A 22292-nucleotide genomic window follows, 5' to 3' on the forward strand; every position below is an offset into this window, starting at 1 on the left:
AGCCCCACCCGCCCGGTGAATAAATATGCAGTCTATGCGCCTGACGCCTCGCATCAGTAAAGCAGAAGCGGTTCTGATCCTGATCACGGTGATCTGGGGCGGAACCTTTCTATGGGTACAACATGCCCTGAGTTCCAGCGGGCCATTGTTCTTTGTAGGTTTACGGTTTGCCGCCGCGGCATCCATCGTCGCGTTGTTTTCGCTGCGCATCTTACGCGACCTGACGCGTCTGGAATTCAAGGCCGGCGTCTTGATTGGTGTAGCAATAATGCTGGGCTATGGACTGCAAACGATCGGTTTGCAAACCATCCCCAGCAGTCAGTCAGCATTTATTACTGCGTTATATGTACCTTTTGTGCCGTTGCTGCAATGGCTGGTGCTCGGGCGGCGCCCAGGACTGATGCCCAGCCTTGGCATCGGTTTGGCGTTCGCCGGTTTAGTCCTATTGTCCGGTCCCAATGGCGCCTCACTTAATCTCAGCCCCGGCGAGATAGCCACCGTGGTCTGCGCCATCGCTATCGCCGCAGAAATCATCCTGATCAGCGCCTACGCCGACAAAGTCGATGTGCGTCGGGTGACTGTAGTCCAGTTGGCCACCGCATCTTTATTGTCGTTTTTGATGGTAGTTCCAACGGCAGAATCCTTGCCAAAATTTTCATGGCTGTTGGTTATCAGCGCGATGGGGCTTGGTGCTGCCAGCGCTGCCATTCAGGTGGCCATGAACTGGGCGCAAAAAACCGTCTCACCAACTCGCGCAACGGTTATCTACGCAGGCGAACCTGTCTGGGCGGGAGTCGCCGGCCGCCTGGCGGGCGAACGTTTGCCTGCCATTGCATTAGTTGGCGCAGCATTGATCGTGGCGGGCGTGATCGTCAGTGAAATAAAAGGACGAACAAAGGCGAAGGTCCGAAATGAACAGGATGAAATTAATTGGGTAGGCAAGGAGGATTGAGAACGGACCGATACCCTGCCCACGTTAAAAATTCATATCCTATTGAATTTAAAATCGTTTTTATCTTTACGGGATAGCTTCTACAAAAACCCTGTGTTTACTGCGCGACAACAAATGTGGGGGGCCAATTACAGGCTAGCCTAGTAACGCGTATCTGTAGGATCTCGCCATAGTTGTCGGTTGGTGCCCAGCAACCGGACCCGTATCATCCTCGCCATTCCCTTGCAGAGTAGAAGCCTATGTCCCTGATAGTTCTGCTGCTATTGCCCTTTATCGGCAGCTGTCTGGCGGCATTGTTACCGCATAACGCGCGTAACGCCGAATCGATTCTGGCAGGCGTGCTTAGCTTGGCCGGGGCGATCCAAGTTGCGTTGTGGTATCCGCAAATTGCTCACGGCGGCGTGATCCACCAAGAGTTCTTTTGGCTGCCCAGTCTGGGCCTGAACTTCTCGTTGCGAATGGACGGCTTGGCCTGGCTGTTTTCGATGCTGGTGCTAGGTATCGGCGCGCTGGTATCGCTTTACGCCCGGTATTACATGTCCCCCGACGACCCTGTGCCGCGCTTTTTCGCGTTTTTTCTCGCATTTATGGGGGCGATGCTGGGTCTGGTCATTTCCGGCAACCTGATCCAGATCGTATTTTTCTGGGAGCTGACCAGCCTGTTTTCTTTCCTGTTGATTGGCTATTGGCACCACCGTGCCGATGCGCGACGGGGAGCCTATATGGCATTGGTGGTGACCGGTGCCGGCGGATTGGCATTGTTGGTCGGCGTCATGCTTCTGGGTCATGTGGTCGGCAGTTACGACCTGGATAAAGTGCTCGCAGCGGGTGACCAGATCCGAGCCCACGCGTTGTACCCCATACTCCTGCCGTTGATTTTGATCGGCGCCCTAAGCAAAAGCGCGCAATTTCCGTTTCACTTCTGGCTGCCCCACGCCATGGCTGCGCCGACGCCGGTATCGGCTTATTTGCATTCGGCGACGATGGTCAAAGCCGGGGTATTTTTGCTGGCGAGGTTCTGGCCAGCGCTATCGGGCAGCGAACAATGGTTCTGGATCGTTAGTGGCGCGGGCGCCTGCACGCTGCTGCTCGGCGCGTATTCGGCGATTTTCCAGACAGACCTAAAAGGCTTGCTGGCATATTCAACCATCAGTCATCTGGGATTGATAACGCTCCTGCTTGGCCTGAACAGCCCGTTGGCGGCTGTTGCAGCCGTGTTCCACATCCTCAACCACGCCACGTTCAAAGCTTCGCTGTTCATGGCCGCAGGGATCATCGACCACGAAAGCGGCACCCGTGATATTCGACGGCTCAGTGGCTTGATCAAACTCATGCCCTATACCGCCACCTTGGCCATGGTTGCCAGCGCAGCCATGGCCGGCGTACCGCTGCTCAACGGTTTTTTGTCCAAGGAAATGTTCTTCGCCGAGACCGTGTTCATCTCTTCCACCGCGTGGGTCGAGGTCGCTCTGCCCATAGTGGCAACCATTGCCGGGGCTCTCAGCGTTGCCTACTCGTTACGCTTTACGGTGGATGTGTTTTTCGGTCCAAAGGCTACCGACTTGCCCCATATCCCTCACGAACCGCCACGCTGGATGCGGGTCCCGGTGGAACTGCTGGTATTGACTTGCCTGATCGTCGGAATCTTTCCTGCGCAGTCCGTAGGTCCGTTGTTGGCTGCGGCCGCACAACCGGTGGTGGGGGGCACGCTGCCGGCGTACAGCCTGGCGATCTGGCACGGTTGGAACACGCCGATGATCATGAGCATGGTGGCCATGGGCGGCGGCATCGTGCTGTTTCTGCTGTTGCGTACCTCGTTCAAACAGCAGCGTTTTAACGGACCACCGCTGGTTTCTCGCTTGAATGGAAAACGCCTTTTCGAACGAGCCCTTGTGCTTAAAATGCGCTGGGCACGTCGTTTTGAGCGAATGGTCAGCACCCGCCGCTTACAGGCGCAGTTATTTTTGCTGGTGTTCGTGGCACTGATCGCCGGCTGGATTCCACTGTTTCATAGTGGTTTAAGTTGGGGGGATCGACCAAAAATACCCGGCTCCGGGGTGTTCGTAACCTTGTGGCTCATTGCAATCGCTTGTGCCATTGGCGCTGCATGGCAGGCTAAATATCACCGTCTTGCGGCACTGACCATGGTCAGCGTCTGCGGCTTGATGACCTGTATGACTTTCGTCTGGTTCTCTGCACCGGACCTGGCCTTGACCCAGCTGGTGGTGGAGGTCGTCACTACGGTACTGATTTTGCTCGGGCTGCGTTGGCTGCCCAGGCGTAACGAGAATGTCGCGCCATCACCCGACAGTCTCAAGCGCGCACGCACGCGACGGCTACGAGATCTGGCACTGTCGGGACTCGTCGGTGGCGGCATGGCGTTAATCTCTTTCGCCATGCTGACTCGGCCAACACCCAATACGATTTCGTCTTTTTATCTCAGTCGCGCGTTACCCCAAGGCGGCGGCAGCAACGTAGTAAACGTCATGCTGGTGGACTTTCGTGGCTTCGACACGCTAGGTGAAATCACCGTATTGGCCGCCGTGGCGCTTACCATATTCGCTTTGCTCAGACGTTTCCGCCCGCCCAAGGAAAGCATTCCACTGCCCGCGCAACAACGCCTGTTGGCCCGCGACGTGGTGACCGATCTGGTCAACCCGCGCAGCGCCAGCGACACAGCGTTGGGTTTCATGATGGTGCCTGCCGTCTTGGTGCGTTTGCTCCTGCCCATCGCGTCTGTGGCGTCGATGTACTTATTCATGCGCGGGCACAATCAGCCCGGTGGTGGTTTCGTTGCCGGATTGGTGATGTCGGTGGCGTTCATTTTGCAGTACATGGTCGCGGGCACGCAGTGGGTCGAAGCGCAAATGAGCCTGCGACCCTTGCGCTGGATGGGCACTGGCCTTTTCTGCGCGACCCTGACAGGGCTGGGTGCCATGACCTTGGGTTATCCCTTCCTCACGACCCATACCGCGCATCTAAATCTGCCCTTACTGGGTGACCTGCATATCGCCAGCGCGCTGTTTTTCGACATCGGCGTATACGCCGTGGTGGTGGGTTCGACCTTGCTGATTCTCACGGCGTTGGCCCACCAATCGGTGCGTAGCCATCGTCCGACCTCACTGCCCAAACCCATCGCCACGCAAGGAGCCGCCTGATGGAAGAAATCATCGCAATCGCCATCGGTGTACTCGCCGCCTCAGGCGTGTGGTTGATCCTGCGGCCACGAACATTCCAGGTGGTAATGGGATTGTGCTTGCTGTCATATGGGGTCAATTTGTTTATGTTCAGCATGGGCAGCCTGTTCATCGGCAAGGAGCCGATCATCAAAGACGGTGTGCCCCATGACTTGCTCAATTACACCGACCCATTGCCGCAAGCACTGGTCCTGACGGCGATCGTCATTAGCTTCGCCATGACGGCCCTGTTTCTGGTGTTGCTGCTGGCATCGCGGGGCCTGACCGGCACCGACCATGTCGATGGTCGGGAGCCGAAGTAATGACCGGACTGAATCCTACGACGTTAATGAGTCAGTTGATCGTCGCGCCAATTCTGCTACCACTGCTCACCGCTGCCCTGATGTTGCTGCTCAGTGAAAAGCGGCGGCCCCTAAAAGCCAAAATCAACCTGATGTCCACGCTCATCGGACTGAGCATATCGATCTGTTTGTTGGCGTGGGTCCAGCAGGATGGCACCACGGGCTCCATCGGTGTCTACCTGCCTGGCAATTGGGAGGCACCGTTCGGCATTGTTTTGGTGGTGGACCATCTTTCTGCGCTGATGCTGGTGTTGACCGGAATCATTGGCGTCTGCGCCCTTCTTTTTGCACTGGCACGCTGGGACCGGGCAGGTGCCAGTTTTCATGCGTTGTTTCAGATCCAACTGATGGGCGTTTACGGGGCCTTTTTAACGGCCGATTTGTTCAATCTGTTCGTGTTCTTCGAGGTGCTGCTGGCGGCATCATACGGACTAATGCTGCATGGCTCCGGGCGCGCCAGAGTTTCGGCGGGCTTGCATTACATCACCATCAATCTGGTGGCTTCATCGCTATTCTTGATTGGTGCGGCAATGATCTATGGCGTTACCGGCACCTTGAACATGGCCGATCTGGCGATGAAAATCCCGTTAACCCCCGAGGCTGATCGAGGTTTGCTACACGCGGGCGCGGCCATTCTCGCCACTGCTTTCCTGACCAAAGCTGGGATGTGGCCATTAAATTTCTGGTTGGTACCAGCTTACTCGGCCGCCAGCGCGCCGGTGGCGGCAATGTTCGCGATCATGACCAAAGTCGGCGTTTACACGGTGTTGCGGCTCTGGACGTTGTTGTTTTCGGGGCAGGCAGGAACATCTGCGTTCTTTGGGGGAAATTGGCTGATCTATGGCGGCATGGCGACGATAGCGACCTCAGCGATAGCCATTCTTGCAGCGCAACGTCTTGAGCGAATGGCCAGCCTGAGCATTCTGGCGTCAGCCGGCATCTTGTTGTCTGCTATCGGTTTTGCGCAACCAAGTTTGACCTCTGGCGCGTTGTTTTATCTGGTCAGCTCGACCCTGACTCTGAGCGCTCTGTTTCTGCTGGCCGAACTGATTGAACGGTCGCGTTCGGCAAACGAAATACCGTTAGAGGAGGATGCCGACCAGTTGCCCAGAACCGTGGAGTCGCTACATCCGCCCCGGGGCACCAACCTTGATGATGAGCAGAAAGCGATGGTCGGGCAGGTTATACCCATGTCCAGGGCCTTCCTCGGTCTGAGTTTCATCGCGTGCGCCTTGTTGATCATCGGCATGCCGCCACTGTCCGGATTTATCGGCAAACTGACGCTACTCAGTGCATTGCTTAATCCCTTAGGCCTGAATGTGGCCAAGGACGAAGCGATTTCCGGCGCCAGTTGGGCATTAATCGGACTGTTGATTTTTTCCGGCCTCACCTCGCTGGTGGCTTTTTCCAGAGTCGGCATTCAGCGCTTCTGGACGCCTGCGGACCGGCCCGCCCCCCTGCTGCGCCGCTACGAATGCCTGCCCATCCTGATTTTGCTGGGGCTATGCATTGCCCTGACGTTCAAAGCCGAACCCTTGCTGCGCTACACACAGGACACAGCTGCGGCGTTGCATGATCCACAGCAATATGTGTTGTCGGTGATGGCCGCGCGGCCCCTTCCCGGCCCGACGGCTGCCGAGGAGATACAACCATGAAGCGCTTCTTTCCTGCCCCATGGCTTTCATTGGCACTCTTGATCCTGTGGCTCCTACTGAACCTGTCACTTAGCCTAGGCAACGTACTGCTTGGCGCGCTGCTCGGGCTTGTTGCACCGGTGCTAACCGCGCCGCTGCGCCCGCTGCCGGTTCACATCGGCAAACCAAAGACAATATTGAAATTGTTCCTGCAGGTGGGCTGCGATGTTATTACCTCTAACCTGGCAGTGGGTTGGAGCGTGTGGAACGCCAAACGAATCCCGCCTCATCCAGCGTTCGTCAAAGTACCTTTGGACTTACGCGATGCCAATGGCTTGGCGGCGTTATCGATGATTTCCACGGTTGTGCCCGGTACCGTGTGGTCTGAACTGGCGCTAGACCGCAGCGTATTGTTGATGCATGTGTTTGATCTGAACGATGAAGCGCAATTCATTGAGCATTTCAAATACCGTTATGAGCGCCCGCTGATGGAAATATTCCAATGAGTGATCTGCTGTCCAACGCAATTCTGCTAACCCTGTGTATCTTCGCCTTGGCGATGCTGCTGACGTTGATTCGCTTGTTCATCGGCCCGTCCGCGCAGGACCGGGTTCTAGCACTGGATTATCTCTACGTGCTCGCCATGTTAATGATGCTGGTGCTGGGTATTCGCTACGCCAGCGACACCTATTTCGAGGCCGCGTTGCTTATCGCCTTATTTGGCTTCGTCGGTTCATTTGCGCTGGCAAAATTTCTGTTGCGTGGGGAGGTGATCGAGTGAACTCGCTCAGCGTTTTGCCGTTCTGGGTCGAAGTCGTTACTGCGCTATTGCTGCTATCCAGCAGCCTGTTCGCCTTGACCGGGGCCTTGGGTCTGCTGCGAATGCAGGATTTCTTTCAACGCATGCACCCGCCAGCGCTGGCATCGACGCTCGGTGCGTGGCTGGTCGCGCTGGCTTCGATCATTTATTTCTCAACCCTGAAATCCGGGCCGGTGCTGCACGCTTGGCTAATCCCGATACTGTTGGCGATCACCGCCCCGGTCACTACTCTACTGTTAGCGCGTACCGGGCTTTTTCGCAAACGCATAGCCGGCGATGACGTGCCATCAGAAATCAGCGGCGAACGTGATGCCAGTGGCCGATAAGTTAATTATTCACTGGCCTTGAAGGTCAGTTCACCTTTACGCCACTTGGCGGCTTTGCCGGTCACCGCTTTCAATGTCTTGCTCAAAGTCCCTTGCAACTGCTCATGGGCAGCGAACACCGTGACAACGGTCTGACCTTCCTTGAACACAATACCGTGACCGTCAGCGGTATCGACATAGGCATATTCGCCAAGACCGTAGACCGTCAACTTGATATCGCGAAATTTCAATTCAAACTTTCCACCTTCACGGCTGGGCAAAACCGCAGCGCGAAAATGATCCCCTACTTTGAGTTCGAGTCGAGGTTTATCGTCCACCACCAGCGCGGTTTCAGTGTCGATTTCTGCAATGTAAATGCCTTCGGCATTTTGCTCGGTGACATAAACGAAACGGGATTGAAACTGCTTGACCAGCTTGGCGCGCAGATCGCCAAGTACGAACAGTGCGTGCATGTCCAGATTACTGACTGCCAATGAAAAATCCTCAAACTTGAAAATGAGTGTGCCCACAGGTGCCGGGCGCCACAGAAAACGGGTCTTGGCCCACAAGGCTAGGAGCCTAGCAATATCGCTCTAACCTTGCAGAACGTTACCCCCCAGTGCCGGGGAATATCGAATGGTAAATCCGAGGGGAGACAGAAACGCAATTCTACCGGCTAGCGGCGCATTACGGATATATACCTTTCGTCCGCTACTAAGCAATAGACCGATTACCCGCCCGCCGCAAGCACGCCGGTGTCAAATAATGCCCGATCTTGCGGGCTGTCATTCGTCACCGTTAGTGCTAAACCACGCCTGAGTGCGCCAACAACTGCCATACTCGCGTACACCAAGACTACTGGCGACGCACAAGCACGCCATAGAGTAGCAACTCGTCATCATGGGAAGGTAATAGTGACTGAATTTGATATCGGCGAATTCTTCATCTGGGGTGAATCCAGAGAACTCGAAGGTGAGTACCAGGCTGTCATTGTAATGCGGGCCAAGGAAGGTAAGAACGCTATCAGCTACCACCAAGTCGAAAAAGATCGATGGTTCAAAACCGCTGACGTCGCGGCGGCGGCGGCTAAGGAATCGGCCAAGGCCTTAAAAGTGGCTGTAGACGCTGGTGCATTAAGCGCTTAGTCCACCCTTGTCCAGATTTTTTTCTTCGAAGTTTTCCGCCGAACTCTTTCCAAGCCAAAGCCTCAGATCTTTGCAAGGTTAAGGTACATGGCCTTGCGCATTGAACGGTTTACTTGTCCGCCACGGAGATGATATGGACCTTACTACACCGACCTTACAGACGTTATTCGAACAACTGGGCCTTGATTCCGATCAGGCCAGTATTGATGCGTTTGTCGACAGCCATGGCCCATTGCCGGAAGGCGTCAAACTGATCGACGCCGACTTCTGGACACTGCAACAGGCGAAATTTCTTAAAGAGCAACTGCACATAGACGCCGATTGGGCGCCTGTAGTGGATGAACTCAATGTGCTACTGCACGAAGCCAACTAGACAGTCAGCAACTGCTTCGTTCAGGCGGTTATCAACAATTGCGCGGCCCAGGCTGACCGACATTCTTCGGCATCATTTCGGCTGGCAAACGCAGTGCCGCGGCGCTCACCGTTGAGCAAGACGACCCAGCATATCTGCTGGCCCAAGGCGCGAATCGAGGGTGGAACTCCACTTCCTATCATGACGGCGACATCAAGTTTGCCTTGCATGAGCGTACTCCCGAGAACTTCATTAGCGAGGTAACGATAACGCCACTTTAGGGATTACACGCCTGGGGAAAAAGCTATGCCCCGCATAGCTTCGGTACATCACAGCTAATAACCCCCAATATCAATGGCGAACGTTATTGTGAATGGCCCTGTCGCCCGATGTTTGGATGGCAAACCCTTCCTCCAGACTCTGGGGCATGAACAAAAATCGAGTTGTTTGGGCCAGCTCCGCTGCCGACCAACGCACTCCAATGTGCAGATCGGTGGATGAAACGTCGGCGCAACAAACGCTGCTCTCCTTCATCCAGCAAGTAGGGGCCACCTTTGGCGTAAGCAATCAGCTTTTGCGCGATGACCTGTAATTCCGGAACCAGGCTAAGCGCCGGACTGTCCGGCACCGGTTCCAGGGGAACTCCCTCGGCGGTGGCTAACTCATGCATCACACGCAGATAAACCCGGGAAAGATGACCGTAGATCCGGCGATTCATGCTAACTGCCGCCACAACCGCTTTGACCCCGACCCTCTCGCTACCCGCATTGGGGATACGCTCATCAATTTCGATAGATAGCGAAGCCTCTGTATCTTGCGGATCTAACCATTCCCTTGCATCTATCTTCTGAAGGTCAGCTTGGCTTTCCCGCCAGGCAACCGTTTCATTAAAAGCGGTATCGAGACTAACGACGCTGCGACGAGGACGGGTGAGCAGCACCTTTTCGCGAACATTCAGATGGTAGCCACCGCCAATGTCAGAGTGAGCCCCCGGCAATACAATCTCCTTGGGCCAACCTGGCGTTACGCTGTTCAAAGCAAAATTACGCCGTTGCTCATCTCCAGCAACCAAATGAAACACCTGTTGAGCACTGCCTGGAGGCAGGTAGAGGTTGACCTGACGATTGAAAGCGTCCCTGACATTGCCAAAGTCCGAAAGACTACCGATCGCCGCCACAGTGTCGAACAAACCTATTACCTTCAAGCGGACGCTGCCCTTACACCACGCGAAGTCAGGCCCCCAGGGAATGCTTTGCAGCTTGAGCAAAGGGCCAAGTGCGCCTTTGTCCTGTCTTAATACTTCATTAGCGAAATGGCGAGCAGAGGCAGCGCCACGGCTAAATCCAAATAGGTCAATTTCCAACCCCTCCACTGTGCAACAGTGATTATTGGCTTCAAAGGTCTCCAGTACTGTACGGAGCATTTTCACCCCCTCTGCGACCTTGGCCAGTACACCCGTGGTGCCGCGCCCTAAGACTTGGCCAGCCCAAACAGAGTCGTGCTTACCAGCAGTAGTGCCTGCGCCACTGATATAAATCGGCGCACACACGCTTAACCCTTGTGGCGTCTCTTGCGCAGTGGGCCGCAAAACATAAAGTTCATAGAGCCGGGCAATGTTTGTGACGTCGTTAGCATAACTGCTGGTTAAATTCGCATGACGCCCCGCGCAAGCGCCAGTATGAGCGTTGTTGTTCATCGCCGCTTGGGCACGGCAATCGGCCGCGATTTGAGAGTTGATTCGGTTATTGCCTGTTCCATCGAAGAACATGCCGATGCGCACCGTCACACCACGCGTTTGAACTTGAGGGCGAGGGCCGCGCGCTTCACAGAATGTTTTAAATATAGAAACCATAATGCTCAATGCCTTTGGAATGCAGCTGAAAGTCAGACTGCTTAAATCAAAAAATACCGTTGATTTAAACCAGCTTGCTCAGCGACGAACCAACGTCAAGGTCATCACGACATTCCAGAACAGTCCCACAAACGTTAACGACTTTAGAGAGGTACTTAACTTAAACGTCCTGCAAAATAGCCAAATAAAAATAAAACTAAACTTTCAAAGGAAATAGATATCCTCAGAGTCGATGATTATCCGAAGTTAAACTTCAGACGATCCCCACAAGTAGATAGCGGAAATCGTTGATTTGCGAAGGCACTTCTTAGCCACGCCTGGAGGGTGGCACGCCTTCGGGTTTATAACCCAGACGCAGTCCACCCCAATGACGACCTTGAACCATGATGGGTACTGAAAGATCGTGCATCAGCTCACCAGTGTCGCGGGTGTAAGTCTGCAACAGCACAGGCTGCTGATGACTGCCGCAGCGAATGCCAGTACGGTCATCGAACTTGCGTTTTGTACGATTCTGCAAGGTGTCTAATTGGGTATCGCCGGTCAGCGGCTGACTGAACGCGGTATTGTGTGTCGGCACGTAACCTTGAGGTGTGCATGCAATGGCAAACACTAAGCCCTCATGGCGCGGCAACAACGACTCCTGAATCAAAGGCAGCACCTGGTCGGTATATCGATCGAAACGCGTTTGAAATTTGGGGGGAGCAGTTTTCGGTATCAGTTGGTAACTGCGGTCGAACAAGTCCTCAAGGCTGACACGACGTTGCTCAATATCCGTTTCAAATTGAGCCGATATTTGACGCGCCCCTTCAAGAGCCAGATCGTAAACACGCTGGTGGTAATCATCCAAGCCAACCTGTGCCAACCGCTCGCTGATGGTTTCCGCTTGGCCCTCCATCTGCACCGCCGCTTTTGCCAGTTGTTGTGTTTGCTCATCGCTGATGGCTAAATCGCCGCGCATTTGCTCAACGGCGGTAAACAGGCTGCTCAATTGTTGTTGATTAGTTTGCGCGCCTGCAGCGATTTCGCTGACTTGCGTTTCAACTCCAGCGGCTAACCGGGCAATATTCTCCAAATGTTGACCGGTTCGTTCTACTTGTTCGACCCCCGTGTCCAGGTCGCTGGATAATTGCCGAATCTGTTCGACTACTTGCCCAGTACGCTGCTGGATATCGGCCACCATTTGCCCGACTTCCTCGGTGGCGCTGGCCGTGCGCCCTGCCAGACCCCGGACTTCATCGGCAACCACGGCAAAACCACGCCCGTGCTCACCCGCGCGAGCAGCTTCAATGGCGGCGTTGAGCGCTAACAAATTGGTCTGGCTGGCAATGGACTGGATAACCAAGGTGACACGCTGAATGTCCGAGCTGCGCTGGTTAAGGGCTTCGATCAGCTCGCGACTGCTGACGGCGCGCTTGCTCAACTGGTGCATCCGTGTAATGGACTCGGCGAGTACGCTGCGCCCGGCATCGCTGCTGACACGGGCTTCGCTGGCGGCGCTGAGTGCCTGTTGACTCAACTGAGAAGTTGCTTGCTCGGTGGCAATCATCACATCAGCGCTGCTGACAATTTGCTCGGCCGCGTCGAGCTGCGACTGGACCTTGCTTGCCAACTGGCCTACGGAAAATGCCACGCTGGCGGCGGACAGTGCGTTGTGGCTGGTGGCGTACGACAGATCGCGGGTCAATTGCTCCAGACCGTCGCCGCCGCTCAGCGTGACGACCGCAACCGAGGGCGCGGCAAACAGGCGAGGCAGCCAGATAACCACCATCATTAACGGTAGGCTGACGTAGACCGAAACGCTGAGAAAGGCCATTGCCGTCAGCAACAGGCACAGCAAAATGCTTTGCATCAAAGGGGTCAGCCAGCGGGCGCTGCTGAGGGAAGGTTGCGCTTTCGTGGCCAATGCGTTGGAGGCCTGGGCCTTCGACGACAGCGTTCCCGTGAGAGGTCCAACTCCAGCCATGTTTGTCACCCATCTACATTTTTGGTTGTTATGCCTGCATTAAACGCCAGACATTGGCCATTAGCTATGGGTCGTTAGTTGTAAGGTGCGGTAAGTGCATAAAGCACGTTAGCGTTCTGCGCAGGGGTTAAACAAGATCGGGTAAATACGGAGGCACTGAGTACCCCCGTAGAGCAACACGTGGCGGGATCAGGCCTGACGCTGATGCTTTTCGATTTGCTCGTGACGCTCTTGAGCTTCGATGCAGTACTTGGTGGTCGGGCTGATCAGCAGACGTTTAAGGCCAATGGCCTCGCCGCTGTCGTCGCACCAGCCAAAGCTGTCATCGGAAATGCGAGCAAGCGCCATTTCCAGTTGTGGAAGCATGCGCTGATCACGGTCAATTATGTTGACCAGCCAGTGACGCTCCTCTTCAACCGAAGCCGCATCGGCAGGGTCAGCGGGCGTGTCCAAGCTTTCAATCGCGATACGGCTTTGATCGATACGCTCATGGATCTCGACTTTCATGGCTTGCAGCAGCTCAACGAAGAAGGCGTGCTGCTCTGCATTCATGTAGTCATCGGCCGGCATCGCCAGCAACTTGTCCTTTGTCATTGATTTCTCTATAAAAAATACGTGCATTAGGGCGAATTAGGGAGCGACTCAGCGTTGCCGAAAAAGCGCCACAGTCTCTAAGCGCCACCTGGCACTCAATTTATGAGGGGCGGCAGTCTAAGGCCGGGCTGTGGACACAGCAACATAATTGAAGCAGTTTCGCGCAACAAGTCACTTAAGGCCGTCACGCAGGGGCTTGAAAGACCACTGGTCGGACGGGCGCGAGCGTCTGACCCATAAAACCTGGCCTCAGTTCCAATTTGAAGGGAGAAGACAAGACACAGGGACCAGAACTGGTCCCCCGAAGAGCGCTCAGCGATCAACGTTTGATTTTACGCTTGTTGCGGTATTGGTCGATCACCACAGCCACGACAATGATCAGGCCCTTAATGATGTCCTGAATATAGGCATCGACCCCAACGAACGTGAATCCGCTGGCCATGACACCCAGTATCAACGCACCGATGACGGTACCGGTGATTCGCCCCACACCGCCTGCCAGACTAGTACCGCCGATCACCGCGGCAGCAATTGCATCCAATTCGTAGGAAACGCCCATGCCAGCCTGTCCGGTGGCTGCCCGCGCCGATGCCACGACCCCCGCCAACCCCGCCAGCAAACCGGCGATGCTATAAACAATAATCAGGTGCCGCTTTACGTTGATTCCAGACGTGCGCGCAGCCTGCATGTTGCCGCCGATGGCGTAAGTGTATTTCCCGTATTTGGTGTAACGCAGAGCAATGTGAAACACCAACGCCGTTGCCAGGAAGATAATCACCGGCATTGCGCCCTGACCAATAGCAGTGTAGGAGTCGTTCAACATGCTCACCGGCTGCCCTGAAGTATAGAAACGCGCCATGCCGCGGGCTGAGACCATCATGCCCAAAGTTGCAATGAAGGGCGGGATGCCGGTGATCGCAATGATGCTGCCGTTGATTGCCCCCGCCACCAGTCCAACCGCCAACCCCACCGCCACTGGAATCCATACCGGAAGGTCGGTCAGTGACGGAAACACTGCACGGGTGTAGTCGGAGCTTTGCGCCAAGCTGGCAGCAATCATTGCCGACAGCGCCAGTACCGAACCGGAGGACAGATCGATACCCGTGGTGATAATCACTTGGGTCACGCCGATGGCGAGCAGACCAATGATAGAAACTTGCAGGATCATCAATACCAGACGTTGCGAATTAAACAGAAAACTCTGATCACGGACGATCCAGCCAAACACTTCAAATACCAACCCGATACCGATTAATACCAAAAATATGCTCAGTTCAGTTGGCAGACGCCGTTTCGACCTGGCTGGCACAGCGGCAGGTTTGTTTCCTAAAATTGCGTTCATAGCGGTTGTTCCTCTTCTGCTGCGTCGGCCCGCTAGTGAATCGAATTGCCAGAAGCCAGGTGCATCACCCGCTCTTGGGTCGCTTCACCACGGTCGAGCATGCCCATCATCTCGCCCTCATGCATCACCATGACCCGGTCGCTCATGCCCAGAACCTCAGGTAATTCTGACGAGATCATGATCACCGCCATACCTTCGCTGGCCAGATAAGAAATCAGCCGATAGATCTCGACCTTGGCGCCGACGTCAATGCCTCGGGTGGGTTCGTCGAGAATCAAAATTCTTGGATTGGTCATTAACCAGCGGGCGAGCAACGCCTTTTGTTGGTTACCGCCGGACAGGTTGTCGATGCACTGCTCTAGCGACGGGGTTTTCACCCGAAGCTTTTGGCACATGTCCTCGCACAAGGCACGCAAGGCCTTCTGTCGAATAAAACCACCTGCTGCGTAGTGCGGGATAATTGCCATTTCCATATTTTCCAACACCGACAGACATGGAAATAGCCCGCTGAGCTTGCGATCTTCGGTCAGCAGCGCAAAGCCTTTCTTGATCGCCAGGTTCGGATCAGTGATACGGACACTCACGCCATCGAGTTGGATGTTGCCGCCGTCACAGGGCGTAATTCCAAAAATAGTTTCGGCGATGTTGGTGCGCCCTGACCCCATTAACCCCGCAATACCGAGGATCTCCCCCGCGTGCAGATCGAAAGAAACCCCCTCAAATACTCCGTTCAGACGTAGATCACGGACTGAGAGCAATAAATCACCCTTAGGTTTTTCACGCTCAGGAAACAGCTGGCTCAGCTCGCGGCCGACCATCATCGACACGAGGCTATCACCGTCCATGCTGTCGGCCCGTTGCAGGCCGATATAAGTGCCATCGCGAAATACCGCCACTTCATCGGCAATGCTGAACACTTCATTCATTTTATGGGTGATGTAAATGATGCCTTTGCCCTGCGCCTTGAGGTCGGCAATGATCGAGAACAGGTGGGCAACTTCTTTTTCAGTAATGGCAGACGTCGGCTCATCCATGATCAGAATGTCCGAGTCATACGAAACTGCCTTGGCAATTTCCACCATCTGTCGCTCGGCAATGGTCAGAGTGCCTACCAAGTCTTGCGGCGCCAGATTAATGCGCAATCGCTCTAGCAATGTCGCTGTGCAACGAAACATTTCTTTATGATCGACCATGTGCAAGCCATTGAGCTGCTCACGCCCGATCCAGATATTTTCGGCGATGCTCATGTGGGGCATCAGATTGAGTTCCTGATGGATCATCGCAATTCCGGCTTGCAGCGCCGCCAACGGCGACTCGAAGCTGATGGGCTTGCCGCGCAAGCGCAGCTCACCTTCATCAGGTTGGTAGATACCGGCAATGATTTTCATCAAAGTGGACTTGCCAGCACCGTTCTCGCCCATCAGGGCCAGTACCGAGCCGGGACGCACACGAAGTTGCACGTTAGACAGAGCCACCACACCAGGAAAGCCTTTGCTGACGTTGATAATTTCCAGCAGATATGGGCTGTCGATCGCGGCCGCACCAGCCAACAGATCGGTTGGAGCACTACGTGAAGTCGTACCAGAAGTGAACATGTGACAATTCCTCTCGCGACGTTCTTGTTCTAGAAAGAGGGGTCAGTTATTTGAACGAAGCAACATTTTCTGGCGTGATCAGGCGATAAGGCACCCAGACCGACTGCTCAACCGGCTCCTTCTTGGCCATTTTTACCGCCGCGTCGATAGCGCCATCTGCCTGGCCTTTGGCGTCCTGGAATACCGACACCGCGATGTCGCCCTTGGTTACCGCATTCAGACCATCAGGAGTACCGTCGACACCGGCTATCAAGACGCTACCCTTGGCAATGCCAGCCTGCTTCAACGCCATGGACGCCCCGATGGCCATTTCGTCGTTATTAGCTACCACAGCATCGAACTTCTTGCCTTGGGTGATCCAGTCGTTGGTCAAGTCCATGCCCTTTTGCCGCAACCAAGTCCCGCTCTGTTCCTGATCGATTTTGATACCGGGGTACTTGGCCAGGATTTCTTTGACACCTTTGGTACGGTTCTGGGTGGAATTGTTGGCCAAATCCCCCAGCAGAATCACGATGCTGCCCTTGCCGCCCATCTTGTCAGCGAGGTACTGCATTTGCAGCTTGCCGGCCTCTTCATCGTTGGAGGCGACAGTAATCACGCCTTTAGGCAGGTTGAGATCATCAGGACGGCGGTTGACGTATACCAACGGGATACCCGCAGCGACGGCCGCCTGGGTGATTTTGGCGGTAGCAGCGGTGTCGACCGGGTTGACGATCAGGGCATCTACCTTCTGATTGATCAGGTTCTGCACTTGGGTCAACTGTTGGACCACATCGCTTCTACCGTCGACAAATTGCAGCGAAACGCCGCCGGGTACGGTCTTGGCTTTGGCGGTCATGTCTTCACGCAGGTAGGTCAACCAGGTGTCATCGAACTGCGACATGCTCACGCCGATTTTCATATCGGCCAAGGCTACGCCGCTGGCGAACATGAGTGTCAGGGCAAGTGAAGTGAAACGGATAGGGGTATTCATGATCGGTCTGTCTCCACGTTTTTGTAGTTGTATGGATAACTAGGAACGACTTTATTGGAAAATAATTTCTATATCAACTAGTTTTAGAATTTATTTCTATTTTCATTTTTATCACCCTGCTCGCTTATGCCCAAAATTTGTAAGCGCTACGCAAGGTTGCGATTGACGAAGAATCACACCTTCGAAAACTCCTGCAAAAAGCGATTTCTACAGCTCAACCACCGTGCCCGACTGCGCACTCAAGCGTGCCGCATCCAACACCACTGAGCACGCTACCGCATCACGCGGGTCCACCGGATTTTTGCCTTTACCTGCAACAGCTTCCTGCAACTGCCGATAAAACTCGTTCCAGCAGCCGCGTTCGGAAGGAATACGTTCGCGCTGCTGGCCTTGCTCGAACCAACCCCAGCGTCGATGTTCTTCAGCGCCCCAGTTATCACCTTCGCTTTTCGGTGACCGCCCGGCTAACAACGACGCTTCCTGCCCGTCCAACCCTTCCACACTGTAGCAACCCGCTGAGCCGCTGACCCTGAAGCGCGGCCCCGGACAGTTCTGCAAGCAACTGCCCCACAGGTGCGTAACCACACCGCTTGCGTGAGTCAGCGACACAAAAAAGCCGTGATCGAGTTCGTTGTCTGCCGACGCAAAATCCAGTTCGGCGTACACCCGTGACACAGAACCGAACAACAACAGGGCCTGATCCACCAGGTGACTGCCTAGATCGCGAAGCATTCCGCCACCGCTGGCCTTGCCCACTGATTTAGGTGAATAGCGCTCCACCCTGGATTCAAAACGCATGATGTCACCGAGCACGCCGTTGTCGATCAGCTTGCGTAGGGTCAGGAAATCCGAATCCCAGCGACGGTTTTGATAAACGCTTAGCATCACACCGCGTCGCTCAGCGGCCTCAACCAATTCCCGGGCCTGGGCAGCGTCGTTGGCGAACGGTTTATCGCTGACCACTGCCACGCCCAGCTCGATAGCTTCAAGGATCAGTGCCCGACGGGAGGCCAGCGGCGTGGAAATCACCACCGCATCGATGCCGTTGGCCACCAGCGCCGCCAGCGTGTCGAACGCCAAGACGTCAGGATTGTCCTGCGCCAGCTCCAAGCGCCGTTCGGGGGAACGAGTGACAACGCCGATAAAACGGGCACCCGGCATGCTGGCAATCAGCGGCGCATGAAAATATCGCCCGCCCTTGCCATATCCCACTAATCCAATGCGCATTGAAATGTCCTCTGATTCGAATGGGGTGGTGTGGCCTTCGCAGGTCCGTGTTGTCCACACACTGTCAGGCATAAAACGCCGGCCGGGCCGGCAAGCTCACCGGAACAATCGCCCCACTTTTTTGTGCTTCGATACAGGCATCGGCAGTAACTGCAGCAGCGTATCCATCCCACGCGGACGGGCCGCCGACCTGGCCCGCGCGGACGCTGTCAACAAACGCTTGCAGCTCAACGTCATAAGCCGCAATGAAGCGATCTTTCCAGTCCATCAGAATGGCATTGGACACTTTGGCGCCGCTGCGCAGTTGGACTTGTGAAGGCTCCGGCAAGCGCGCAATGCCAGTCTCGCCGACGACTTCACACTGGATGTCATAACCGTACTGGCAGTTAACGAATACTTCGACGTCAATGCGCGTGCCTTTGGCGGTTTCCAGCAAGACAATCTGTGGGTCTTTGAGGTGCGCGAAGGCTTTGCCGGATTTGCGCGGGAACACTACTTGCACCGAGACATAATCATCGTCGAGCAACCACCGCAGCACGTCGATTTCATGGATCAGCGTGTCAGTGATTGCCATGTCAGTTTTGTAATTCTCGCCCACGGTGGGGTTGCGATGAGCACAGTGCAGCATCAGCGGCTCGCCGATCTGCCCGCTGTCGATCACGGTCTTCAGCGCGCGATAACCCTCGTCATACGGGCGCATGAAACCGACCTGGACCAAACGCTTGCCGTAGGCGATTTCGGCGTCAACGATTCGTCGGCAGCCGTCTGCTGTGACGGCCAACGGTTTCTCGCAGAACACGGGTTTACCGGCGGCAATGGCGGCCAGCACGAATTCTTCGTGGCTCGGGCCCCATGACGTCACCAGCACCGCTTCCACCTCTGGCGTGTTTATCAGCGTGTGGCCATCGGGGTAGACCTCAGCGGTCAGGTCTAGGTCGCGTGCTACTTTGGCGGCCTGGTCGAGATTGATGTCGGTCAGCGCCACAACCTGGCTGCCCAACAAGGTTTGGCTCAACCGTCGAATGTGATCCTGGCCAATTGCGCCGGTGCCAATCACGCCTAATTTCAATGTCATTTCACTGCTCCCAAAGTCGTTATCGTGGAGTGAGTCGTCAGTATTTGCGGGCTTTCGCCAGTTCCTGGCTGAGCGCTTTAAACACCTGAGCGGTAGCGCCCTTGGTCGACACTTCCGCCACGCCGACTCGCCACCACGACAGATATTTGTGGATCATGGTCTTGGGTAGAACCTTGATATCGATCAAGGTCGAGACCGTTTGCTTCTGTGCATCAATCAGTGCGGCTTCCAGCTCGAAGACGGTATTGACCTTGTAGGTCTTGCAACCGTAGGCCGCAGCGCTCATGGCAAAATCCACCGGAACAAAATCGCCGTCAAGCTTGCCGGTTTCCGGATTGCGAAAGCGAAACTCCGTGCCGAAGCTGTCCATCCCGTGTCCCATTTGCAGGTTGTTGATGCACCCGAAGGTCATGTTGTCGAAGAGGATCACGTTGACCTTGCAACGTTCCTGAATCGAGGTCGCCAGTTCTGAATGCAGCATCATGTAGGAGCCATCACCCACCAGCGCGTAAACCTCCCGCTGCGGCTCGGCGAGCTTAACCCCCAGCGCGGCATTGATCTCGTAACCCATGCAGGAATAACCGTACTCGACGTGGTAGCTGTGAACCCCGGTGCTACGCCAGGCGCGCTGTAAATCACCCGGCAAACTGCCGGCAGCAGCAACGATCACGGCGTCGCTGGGCAGCCGCTGATTGAGTAAACCCAATACGCGGCTTTGGGTCAGGCAGGAACCGGTGAGTTCGATGAATTCGCGCAGCACGGCCGGGTCAAGGTGGTCATTAATCTCCGGTATGAAATCGCGGCTTTGGTATTCAATTGCGTAAATACGGTCCACTTCGGCGTCAAATTGCGCCTTCGCCTGGCGTGGTTGATCGCCCCACGCCGAGCGATAACCGCTGTCGCTCAGCGCATCGGTCAACGCCAGCAACGCGTATTGGGCATCTGCCAACACCTGCACACCGTCCAACTTCTGCGCGTCGAAGGCGCTGACATTGAGGTTTAGGAACTGCACGTCGGGGTTTTGGAACAGCCATTTCGAGGCAGTAGTGAAGTCGCTATAGCGGGTGCCGACGCCGATGATCAAGTCCGCTTCTTTGGCCAGCATGTTGGCTGCCAGTGAGCCCGTTTCACCCAAACCACCCATATTCAAAGGATGAGCCGAAACAATCGCACTTTTACCCGCCTGGGTTTCGGCAAACGGTATATCAAAGCGCTCGGCAAATGCCTGCAATGCATCCGCTGCGCCGGAATACCGCACCCCACCGCCACACACTAACAACGGCTTGCGCTTGCCTTTGAGCAATGCCAAGGCATCGCCGAGCATGGCGTCGCTGGCGGGGCGTCGGTCAATGCGGTGTACGCGTTTTTGCAAGAAGCTATCGGGGTAATCGTAAGCTTGAGCTTGCACGTCTTGCGGCAAGGCCAAGGTCACAGCGCCGGTTTCGGCCGGGTCGGTGAGCACACGCATAGCATTAATAGCGGCGCTCATCAGCTGTTCTGGGCGATTAATACGGTCCCAGTATTTGCTGACGGCTTTGAATGCATCGTTGGTGCTGATACTCAAGTCGTGAAACTGCTCAATCTGTTGCAGCACTGGGTCCGGCTGTCGGCTGGCGTACACATCGCCGGGCAGCAGCAAGAGCGGAATTCGGTTGGCGGTGGCGGTGGCGGCAGCCGTGAGCATGTTCGCGGCACCCGGCCCGACCGAGGACGAACAGGCGTAGATCTTGCGCCGCAGGTGTTGTTTCGCAAACCCAATGGCGGCGTGGCACATGCCTTGTTCATTGCGGCCCTGATGAACGATTAATTGTCCGCTGTCTTGCTCCAGGGCCTGGCCGATACCCAACACATTGCCGTGGCCGAAAATCGTAAAAATACCGGCAATGAATTTGCTCTCAACCCCATCGACTTCCACGTACTGGTTATCAAGGAACCTCACCAGCGCCTGGGCCATGGTTAATTTTGTTGTTTTCATGTTTGATTCCCTTTGTTCCATGGGCGACTTTCGCCAGCCAGCCTGGTCCCACAGGAGTGCTCGACACTGACCGTTGTGGGTGCAGGCTTGCCTGCGAAAAGGCCTGCATATTCAACCCTGTAAATAGGCCATGCTCGCCGCGACCGCCTGCGTGATATCCACCAATTCGTGAACGCTGTCAGCAAAAGGTTCGAAGGACAGATGCCCCACGTAGCCATCGCGCAGCAATCGATCAATCTGCATCGAATTGCCGAGAATATCGCCCTCACCCACCAGCACCCGGTGCCCGTCGCGAAGCCCCGCCAGCGGTACATCACGGTCTTCGACACCGGAGATGTGTACCAACCCGGTAAGGTCAGCGAAGAACTCTTTTTCGTTCGCAAGATGGTGGTGAAAGGTGTCATGCACGACTCGAAACACATCCAGCCCACCGGTAGCGGTTATGGCATCCACGGCCTGACGTTTGAGACGCAGCGAGCATTGCGGAAAACCCAGCGGCTCGACGAAGCCGAAGATATCGTACTCGCGCAAAATAGGTGCTAGCTCACTTAATGCGGTCCTTAGTCCCAGCGTTCGCTCACCGGCAGTCCGTAAATCGGAGGGGCCGTTGAACGGGCACAAGACCAACGCTTCGGCGCCGCAGTCCCGTGCGAAGGTCGCCAACTTCAGCGCCTGCGTCCGACGCTCGTCGTTCCAGACATCAAACGGGTACAACGCATTGATCGACAACACCCGAATACCGTGGGTCTGGCACTGTTCGCGGATGCTATCGGGCGGGGTGCCGCCCTCGATTCCGATACCCTTAAGGTCGTTGCGAAGTTCAATCGCATCCGCTTTCAGCGTTACTGCCAGATCAATAAATTCCGACAGCGAAAGACGTGGCGCAACCATACGATTCAGAGCGAAACGCAGGGGATGGCTCATTATTTTTATTCTCCTAAACGAACGCG

General features: G+C 55.4%; 21 protein-coding genes. 9 read left to right on the forward strand and 12 right to left on the reverse strand.

Annotated elements, in window-relative coordinates; translation table 11 throughout:
- Positions 1–25: 25 nt before the first annotated feature.
- The 7 genes from QN378_RS15880 to QN378_RS15910 all read left to right on the forward strand — a co-directional run bounded on the left by QN378_RS15880 (position 26) and on the right by QN378_RS15910 (position 7270).
- On the forward strand, positions 26–952 hold the full coding sequence (locus QN378_RS15880) for a DMT family transporter (RefSeq protein WP_323548877.1): 927 nt from the start codon (positions 26–28) through the stop codon (positions 950–952).
- A gap of 239 nt (positions 953–1191) precedes the next feature.
- Entirely contained in the window at positions 1192–4110 is a 2919-nt protein-coding gene (locus QN378_RS15885; protein WP_323548878.1) for a monovalent cation/H+ antiporter subunit A, read from the forward strand.
- The gene (locus tag QN378_RS15890) at positions 4110–4451 is read left to right on the forward strand and encodes a Na+/H+ antiporter subunit C (protein ID WP_322201995.1); all 342 of its coding nucleotides are present in this window, start codon (positions 4110–4112) and stop codon (positions 4449–4451) included. Before QN378_RS15885 ends, QN378_RS15890 begins: the two co-directional genes overlap by 1 nt.
- A gap of 26 nt (positions 4452–4477) precedes the next feature.
- Complete coding sequence (locus tag QN378_RS15895) at positions 4478–6145, forward strand: monovalent cation/H+ antiporter subunit D (RefSeq protein ID WP_407074519.1); 1668 nt, start codon at positions 4478–4480, stop codon at positions 6143–6145.
- The gene (locus QN378_RS15900; protein ID WP_322201991.1) at positions 6142–6630 is read left to right on the forward strand and encodes a Na+/H+ antiporter subunit E; all 489 of its coding nucleotides are present in this window, start codon (positions 6142–6144) and stop codon (positions 6628–6630) included. The genes QN378_RS15895 and QN378_RS15900 overlap by 4 nt, the downstream gene beginning before the upstream one ends.
- Positions 6627–6905 (forward strand): K+/H+ antiporter subunit F, encoded by a 279-nt coding sequence (locus tag QN378_RS15905; protein ID WP_322201988.1) that lies wholly within the window; start codon positions 6627–6629, stop codon positions 6903–6905. The genes QN378_RS15900 and QN378_RS15905 overlap by 4 nt, the downstream gene beginning before the upstream one ends.
- Entirely contained in the window at positions 6902–7270 is a 369-nt protein-coding gene (locus QN378_RS15910; RefSeq protein ID WP_322201987.1) for a Na+/H+ antiporter subunit G, read from the forward strand. The genes QN378_RS15905 and QN378_RS15910 overlap by 4 nt, the downstream gene beginning before the upstream one ends.
- Before the next feature lie 5 nt (positions 7271–7275).
- On the opposite strand, the gene QN378_RS15915 is transcribed toward QN378_RS15910, so the two are convergent.
- Positions 7276–7743 (reverse strand): hypothetical protein, encoded by a 468-nt coding sequence (locus QN378_RS15915; protein WP_322201986.1) that lies wholly within the window; start codon positions 7741–7743, stop codon positions 7276–7278.
- Positions 7744–8163: 420 nt separating this feature from the next.
- On the opposite strand from QN378_RS15915, the gene QN378_RS15920 reads away from it, so the two are divergent.
- Together QN378_RS15920 and QN378_RS15925 are read left to right on the forward strand one after the other, a co-directional pair.
- Complete coding sequence (locus QN378_RS15920; protein WP_322201985.1) at positions 8164–8394, forward strand: hypothetical protein; 231 nt, start codon at positions 8164–8166, stop codon at positions 8392–8394.
- Positions 8395–8527: 133 nt separating this feature from the next.
- Complete coding sequence (locus QN378_RS15925; protein ID WP_322201983.1) at positions 8528–8767, forward strand: DUF2789 domain-containing protein; 240 nt, start codon at positions 8528–8530, stop codon at positions 8765–8767.
- A gap of 20 nt (positions 8768–8787) precedes the next feature.
- Here QN378_RS15925 and QN378_RS15930 read toward each other — a convergent pair whose 3' ends face one another.
- The 11 genes from QN378_RS15930 to QN378_RS15980 all read right to left on the reverse strand — a co-directional run bounded on the left by QN378_RS15930 (position 8788) and on the right by QN378_RS15980 (position 22266).
- Entirely contained in the window at positions 8788–8976 is a 189-nt protein-coding gene (locus QN378_RS15930) for a hypothetical protein (RefSeq protein WP_322201981.1), read from the reverse strand.
- A 134-nt stretch (positions 8977–9110) separates the two neighbouring features.
- Positions 9111–10514, reverse strand: a complete 1404-nt coding sequence (locus QN378_RS15935) for a DUF2235 domain-containing protein (RefSeq protein WP_322201979.1) — start codon at positions 10512–10514, stop codon at positions 9111–9113.
- 391 nt (positions 10515–10905) lie between these two features.
- Positions 10906–12561 (reverse strand): methyl-accepting chemotaxis protein, encoded by a 1656-nt coding sequence (locus QN378_RS15940; protein ID WP_407074518.1) that lies wholly within the window; start codon positions 12559–12561, stop codon positions 10906–10908.
- A gap of 189 nt (positions 12562–12750) precedes the next feature.
- Positions 12751–13155 carry a TraR/DksA family transcriptional regulator gene (locus tag QN378_RS15945; RefSeq protein ID WP_322201977.1) on the reverse strand — a complete coding sequence of 135 codons (405 nt, stop codon included), beginning with the start codon at positions 13153–13155 and terminating at the stop codon, positions 12751–12753.
- Positions 13156–13474: 319 nt separating this feature from the next.
- Positions 13475–14497 (reverse strand): ABC transporter permease, encoded by a 1023-nt coding sequence (locus QN378_RS15950; protein ID WP_322201976.1) that lies wholly within the window; start codon positions 14495–14497, stop codon positions 13475–13477.
- A gap of 32 nt (positions 14498–14529) precedes the next feature.
- Positions 14530–16092, reverse strand: coding sequence for a sugar ABC transporter ATP-binding protein (locus QN378_RS15955; RefSeq protein ID WP_322201974.1), 1563 nt, complete (start codon positions 16090–16092; stop codon positions 14530–14532).
- Positions 16093–16138: 46 nt separating this feature from the next.
- On the reverse strand, positions 16139–17065 hold the full coding sequence (locus tag QN378_RS15960; protein ID WP_322201972.1) for a sugar ABC transporter substrate-binding protein: 927 nt from the start codon (positions 17063–17065) through the stop codon (positions 16139–16141).
- A 207-nt stretch (positions 17066–17272) separates the two neighbouring features.
- Entirely contained in the window at positions 17273–18292 is a 1020-nt protein-coding gene (locus tag QN378_RS15965; RefSeq protein ID WP_323550937.1) for a Gfo/Idh/MocA family oxidoreductase, read from the reverse strand.
- Between the two features lie 64 nt (positions 18293–18356).
- Positions 18357–19367 (reverse strand): Gfo/Idh/MocA family oxidoreductase, encoded by a 1011-nt coding sequence (locus tag QN378_RS15970; RefSeq protein WP_322201968.1) that lies wholly within the window; start codon positions 19365–19367, stop codon positions 18357–18359.
- 37 nt (positions 19368–19404) lie between these two features.
- Positions 19405–21342, reverse strand: coding sequence for a 3D-(3,5/4)-trihydroxycyclohexane-1,2-dione acylhydrolase (decyclizing) (iolD, locus tag QN378_RS15975; protein WP_322201967.1), 1938 nt, complete (start codon positions 21340–21342; stop codon positions 19405–19407).
- A 111-nt stretch (positions 21343–21453) separates the two neighbouring features.
- Entirely contained in the window at positions 21454–22266 is an 813-nt protein-coding gene (locus QN378_RS15980) for a TIM barrel protein (RefSeq protein WP_322201965.1), read from the reverse strand.
- Positions 22267–22292: the final 26 nt, after the last annotated feature.

The sequence above is a fragment of the Pseudomonas sp. 10S5 genome (genome assembly GCF_035019745.1).
Taxonomy (GTDB): Bacteria; Pseudomonadota; Gammaproteobacteria; order Pseudomonadales; family Pseudomonadaceae; genus Aquipseudomonas.

Bases quoted from the DNA above. Each gene is read 5' to 3' on its own strand.
- QN378_RS15980 (WP_322201965.1), bottom strand. From the start codon at position 22,266: ATGAGCCATCCCCTGCGTTTCGCTCTGAATCGTATGGTTGCGCCACGT.
- QN378_RS15880 (WP_323548877.1), top strand. From the start codon at position 26: ATGCAGTCTATGCGCCTGACGCCTCGCATCAGTAAAGCAGAAGCGGTT.
- QN378_RS15930 (WP_322201981.1), bottom strand. From the start codon at position 8,976: ATGCAAGGCAAACTTGATGTCGCCGTCATGATAGGAAGTGGAGTTCCA.
- QN378_RS15925 (WP_322201983.1), top strand. From the start codon at position 8,528: ATGGACCTTACTACACCGACCTTACAGACGTTATTCGAACAACTGGGC.
- QN378_RS15950 (WP_322201976.1), bottom strand. From the start codon at position 14,497: ATGAACGCAATTTTAGGAAACAAACCTGCCGCTGTGCCAGCCAGGTCG.
- QN378_RS15970 (WP_322201968.1), bottom strand. From the start codon at position 19,367: ATGACATTGAAATTAGGCGTGATTGGCACCGGCGCAATTGGCCAGGAT.
- iolD (WP_322201967.1), bottom strand. From the start codon at position 21,342: ATGAAAACAACAAAATTAACCATGGCCCAGGCGCTGGTGAGGTTCCTT.
- QN378_RS15960 (WP_322201972.1), bottom strand. From the start codon at position 17,065: ATGAATACCCCTATCCGTTTCACTTCACTTGCCCTGACACTCATGTTC.
- QN378_RS15905 (WP_322201988.1), top strand. From the start codon at position 6,627: ATGAGTGATCTGCTGTCCAACGCAATTCTGCTAACCCTGTGTATCTTC.
- QN378_RS15900 (WP_322201991.1), top strand. From the start codon at position 6,142: ATGAAGCGCTTCTTTCCTGCCCCATGGCTTTCATTGGCACTCTTGATC.
- QN378_RS15895 (WP_407074519.1), top strand. From the start codon at position 4,478: ATGAGTCAGTTGATCGTCGCGCCAATTCTGCTACCACTGCTCACCGCT.
- QN378_RS15940 (WP_407074518.1), bottom strand. From the start codon at position 12,561: ATGGCTGGAGTTGGACCTCTCACGGGAACGCTGTCGTCGAAGGCCCAG.
- QN378_RS15945 (WP_322201977.1), bottom strand. From the start codon at position 13,155: ATGACAAAGGACAAGTTGCTGGCGATGCCGGCCGATGACTACATGAAT.
- QN378_RS15885 (WP_323548878.1), top strand. From the start codon at position 1,192: ATGTCCCTGATAGTTCTGCTGCTATTGCCCTTTATCGGCAGCTGTCTG.
- QN378_RS15935 (WP_322201979.1), bottom strand. From the start codon at position 10,514: ATGTTCTTCGATGGAACAGGCAATAACCGAATCAACTCTCAAATCGCG.
- QN378_RS15955 (WP_322201974.1), bottom strand. From the start codon at position 16,092: ATGTTCACTTCTGGTACGACTTCACGTAGTGCTCCAACCGATCTGTTG.
- QN378_RS15965 (WP_323550937.1), bottom strand. From the start codon at position 18,292: ATGCGCATTGGATTAGTGGGATATGGCAAGGGCGGGCGATATTTTCAT.
- QN378_RS15890 (WP_322201995.1), top strand. From the start codon at position 4,110: ATGGAAGAAATCATCGCAATCGCCATCGGTGTACTCGCCGCCTCAGGC.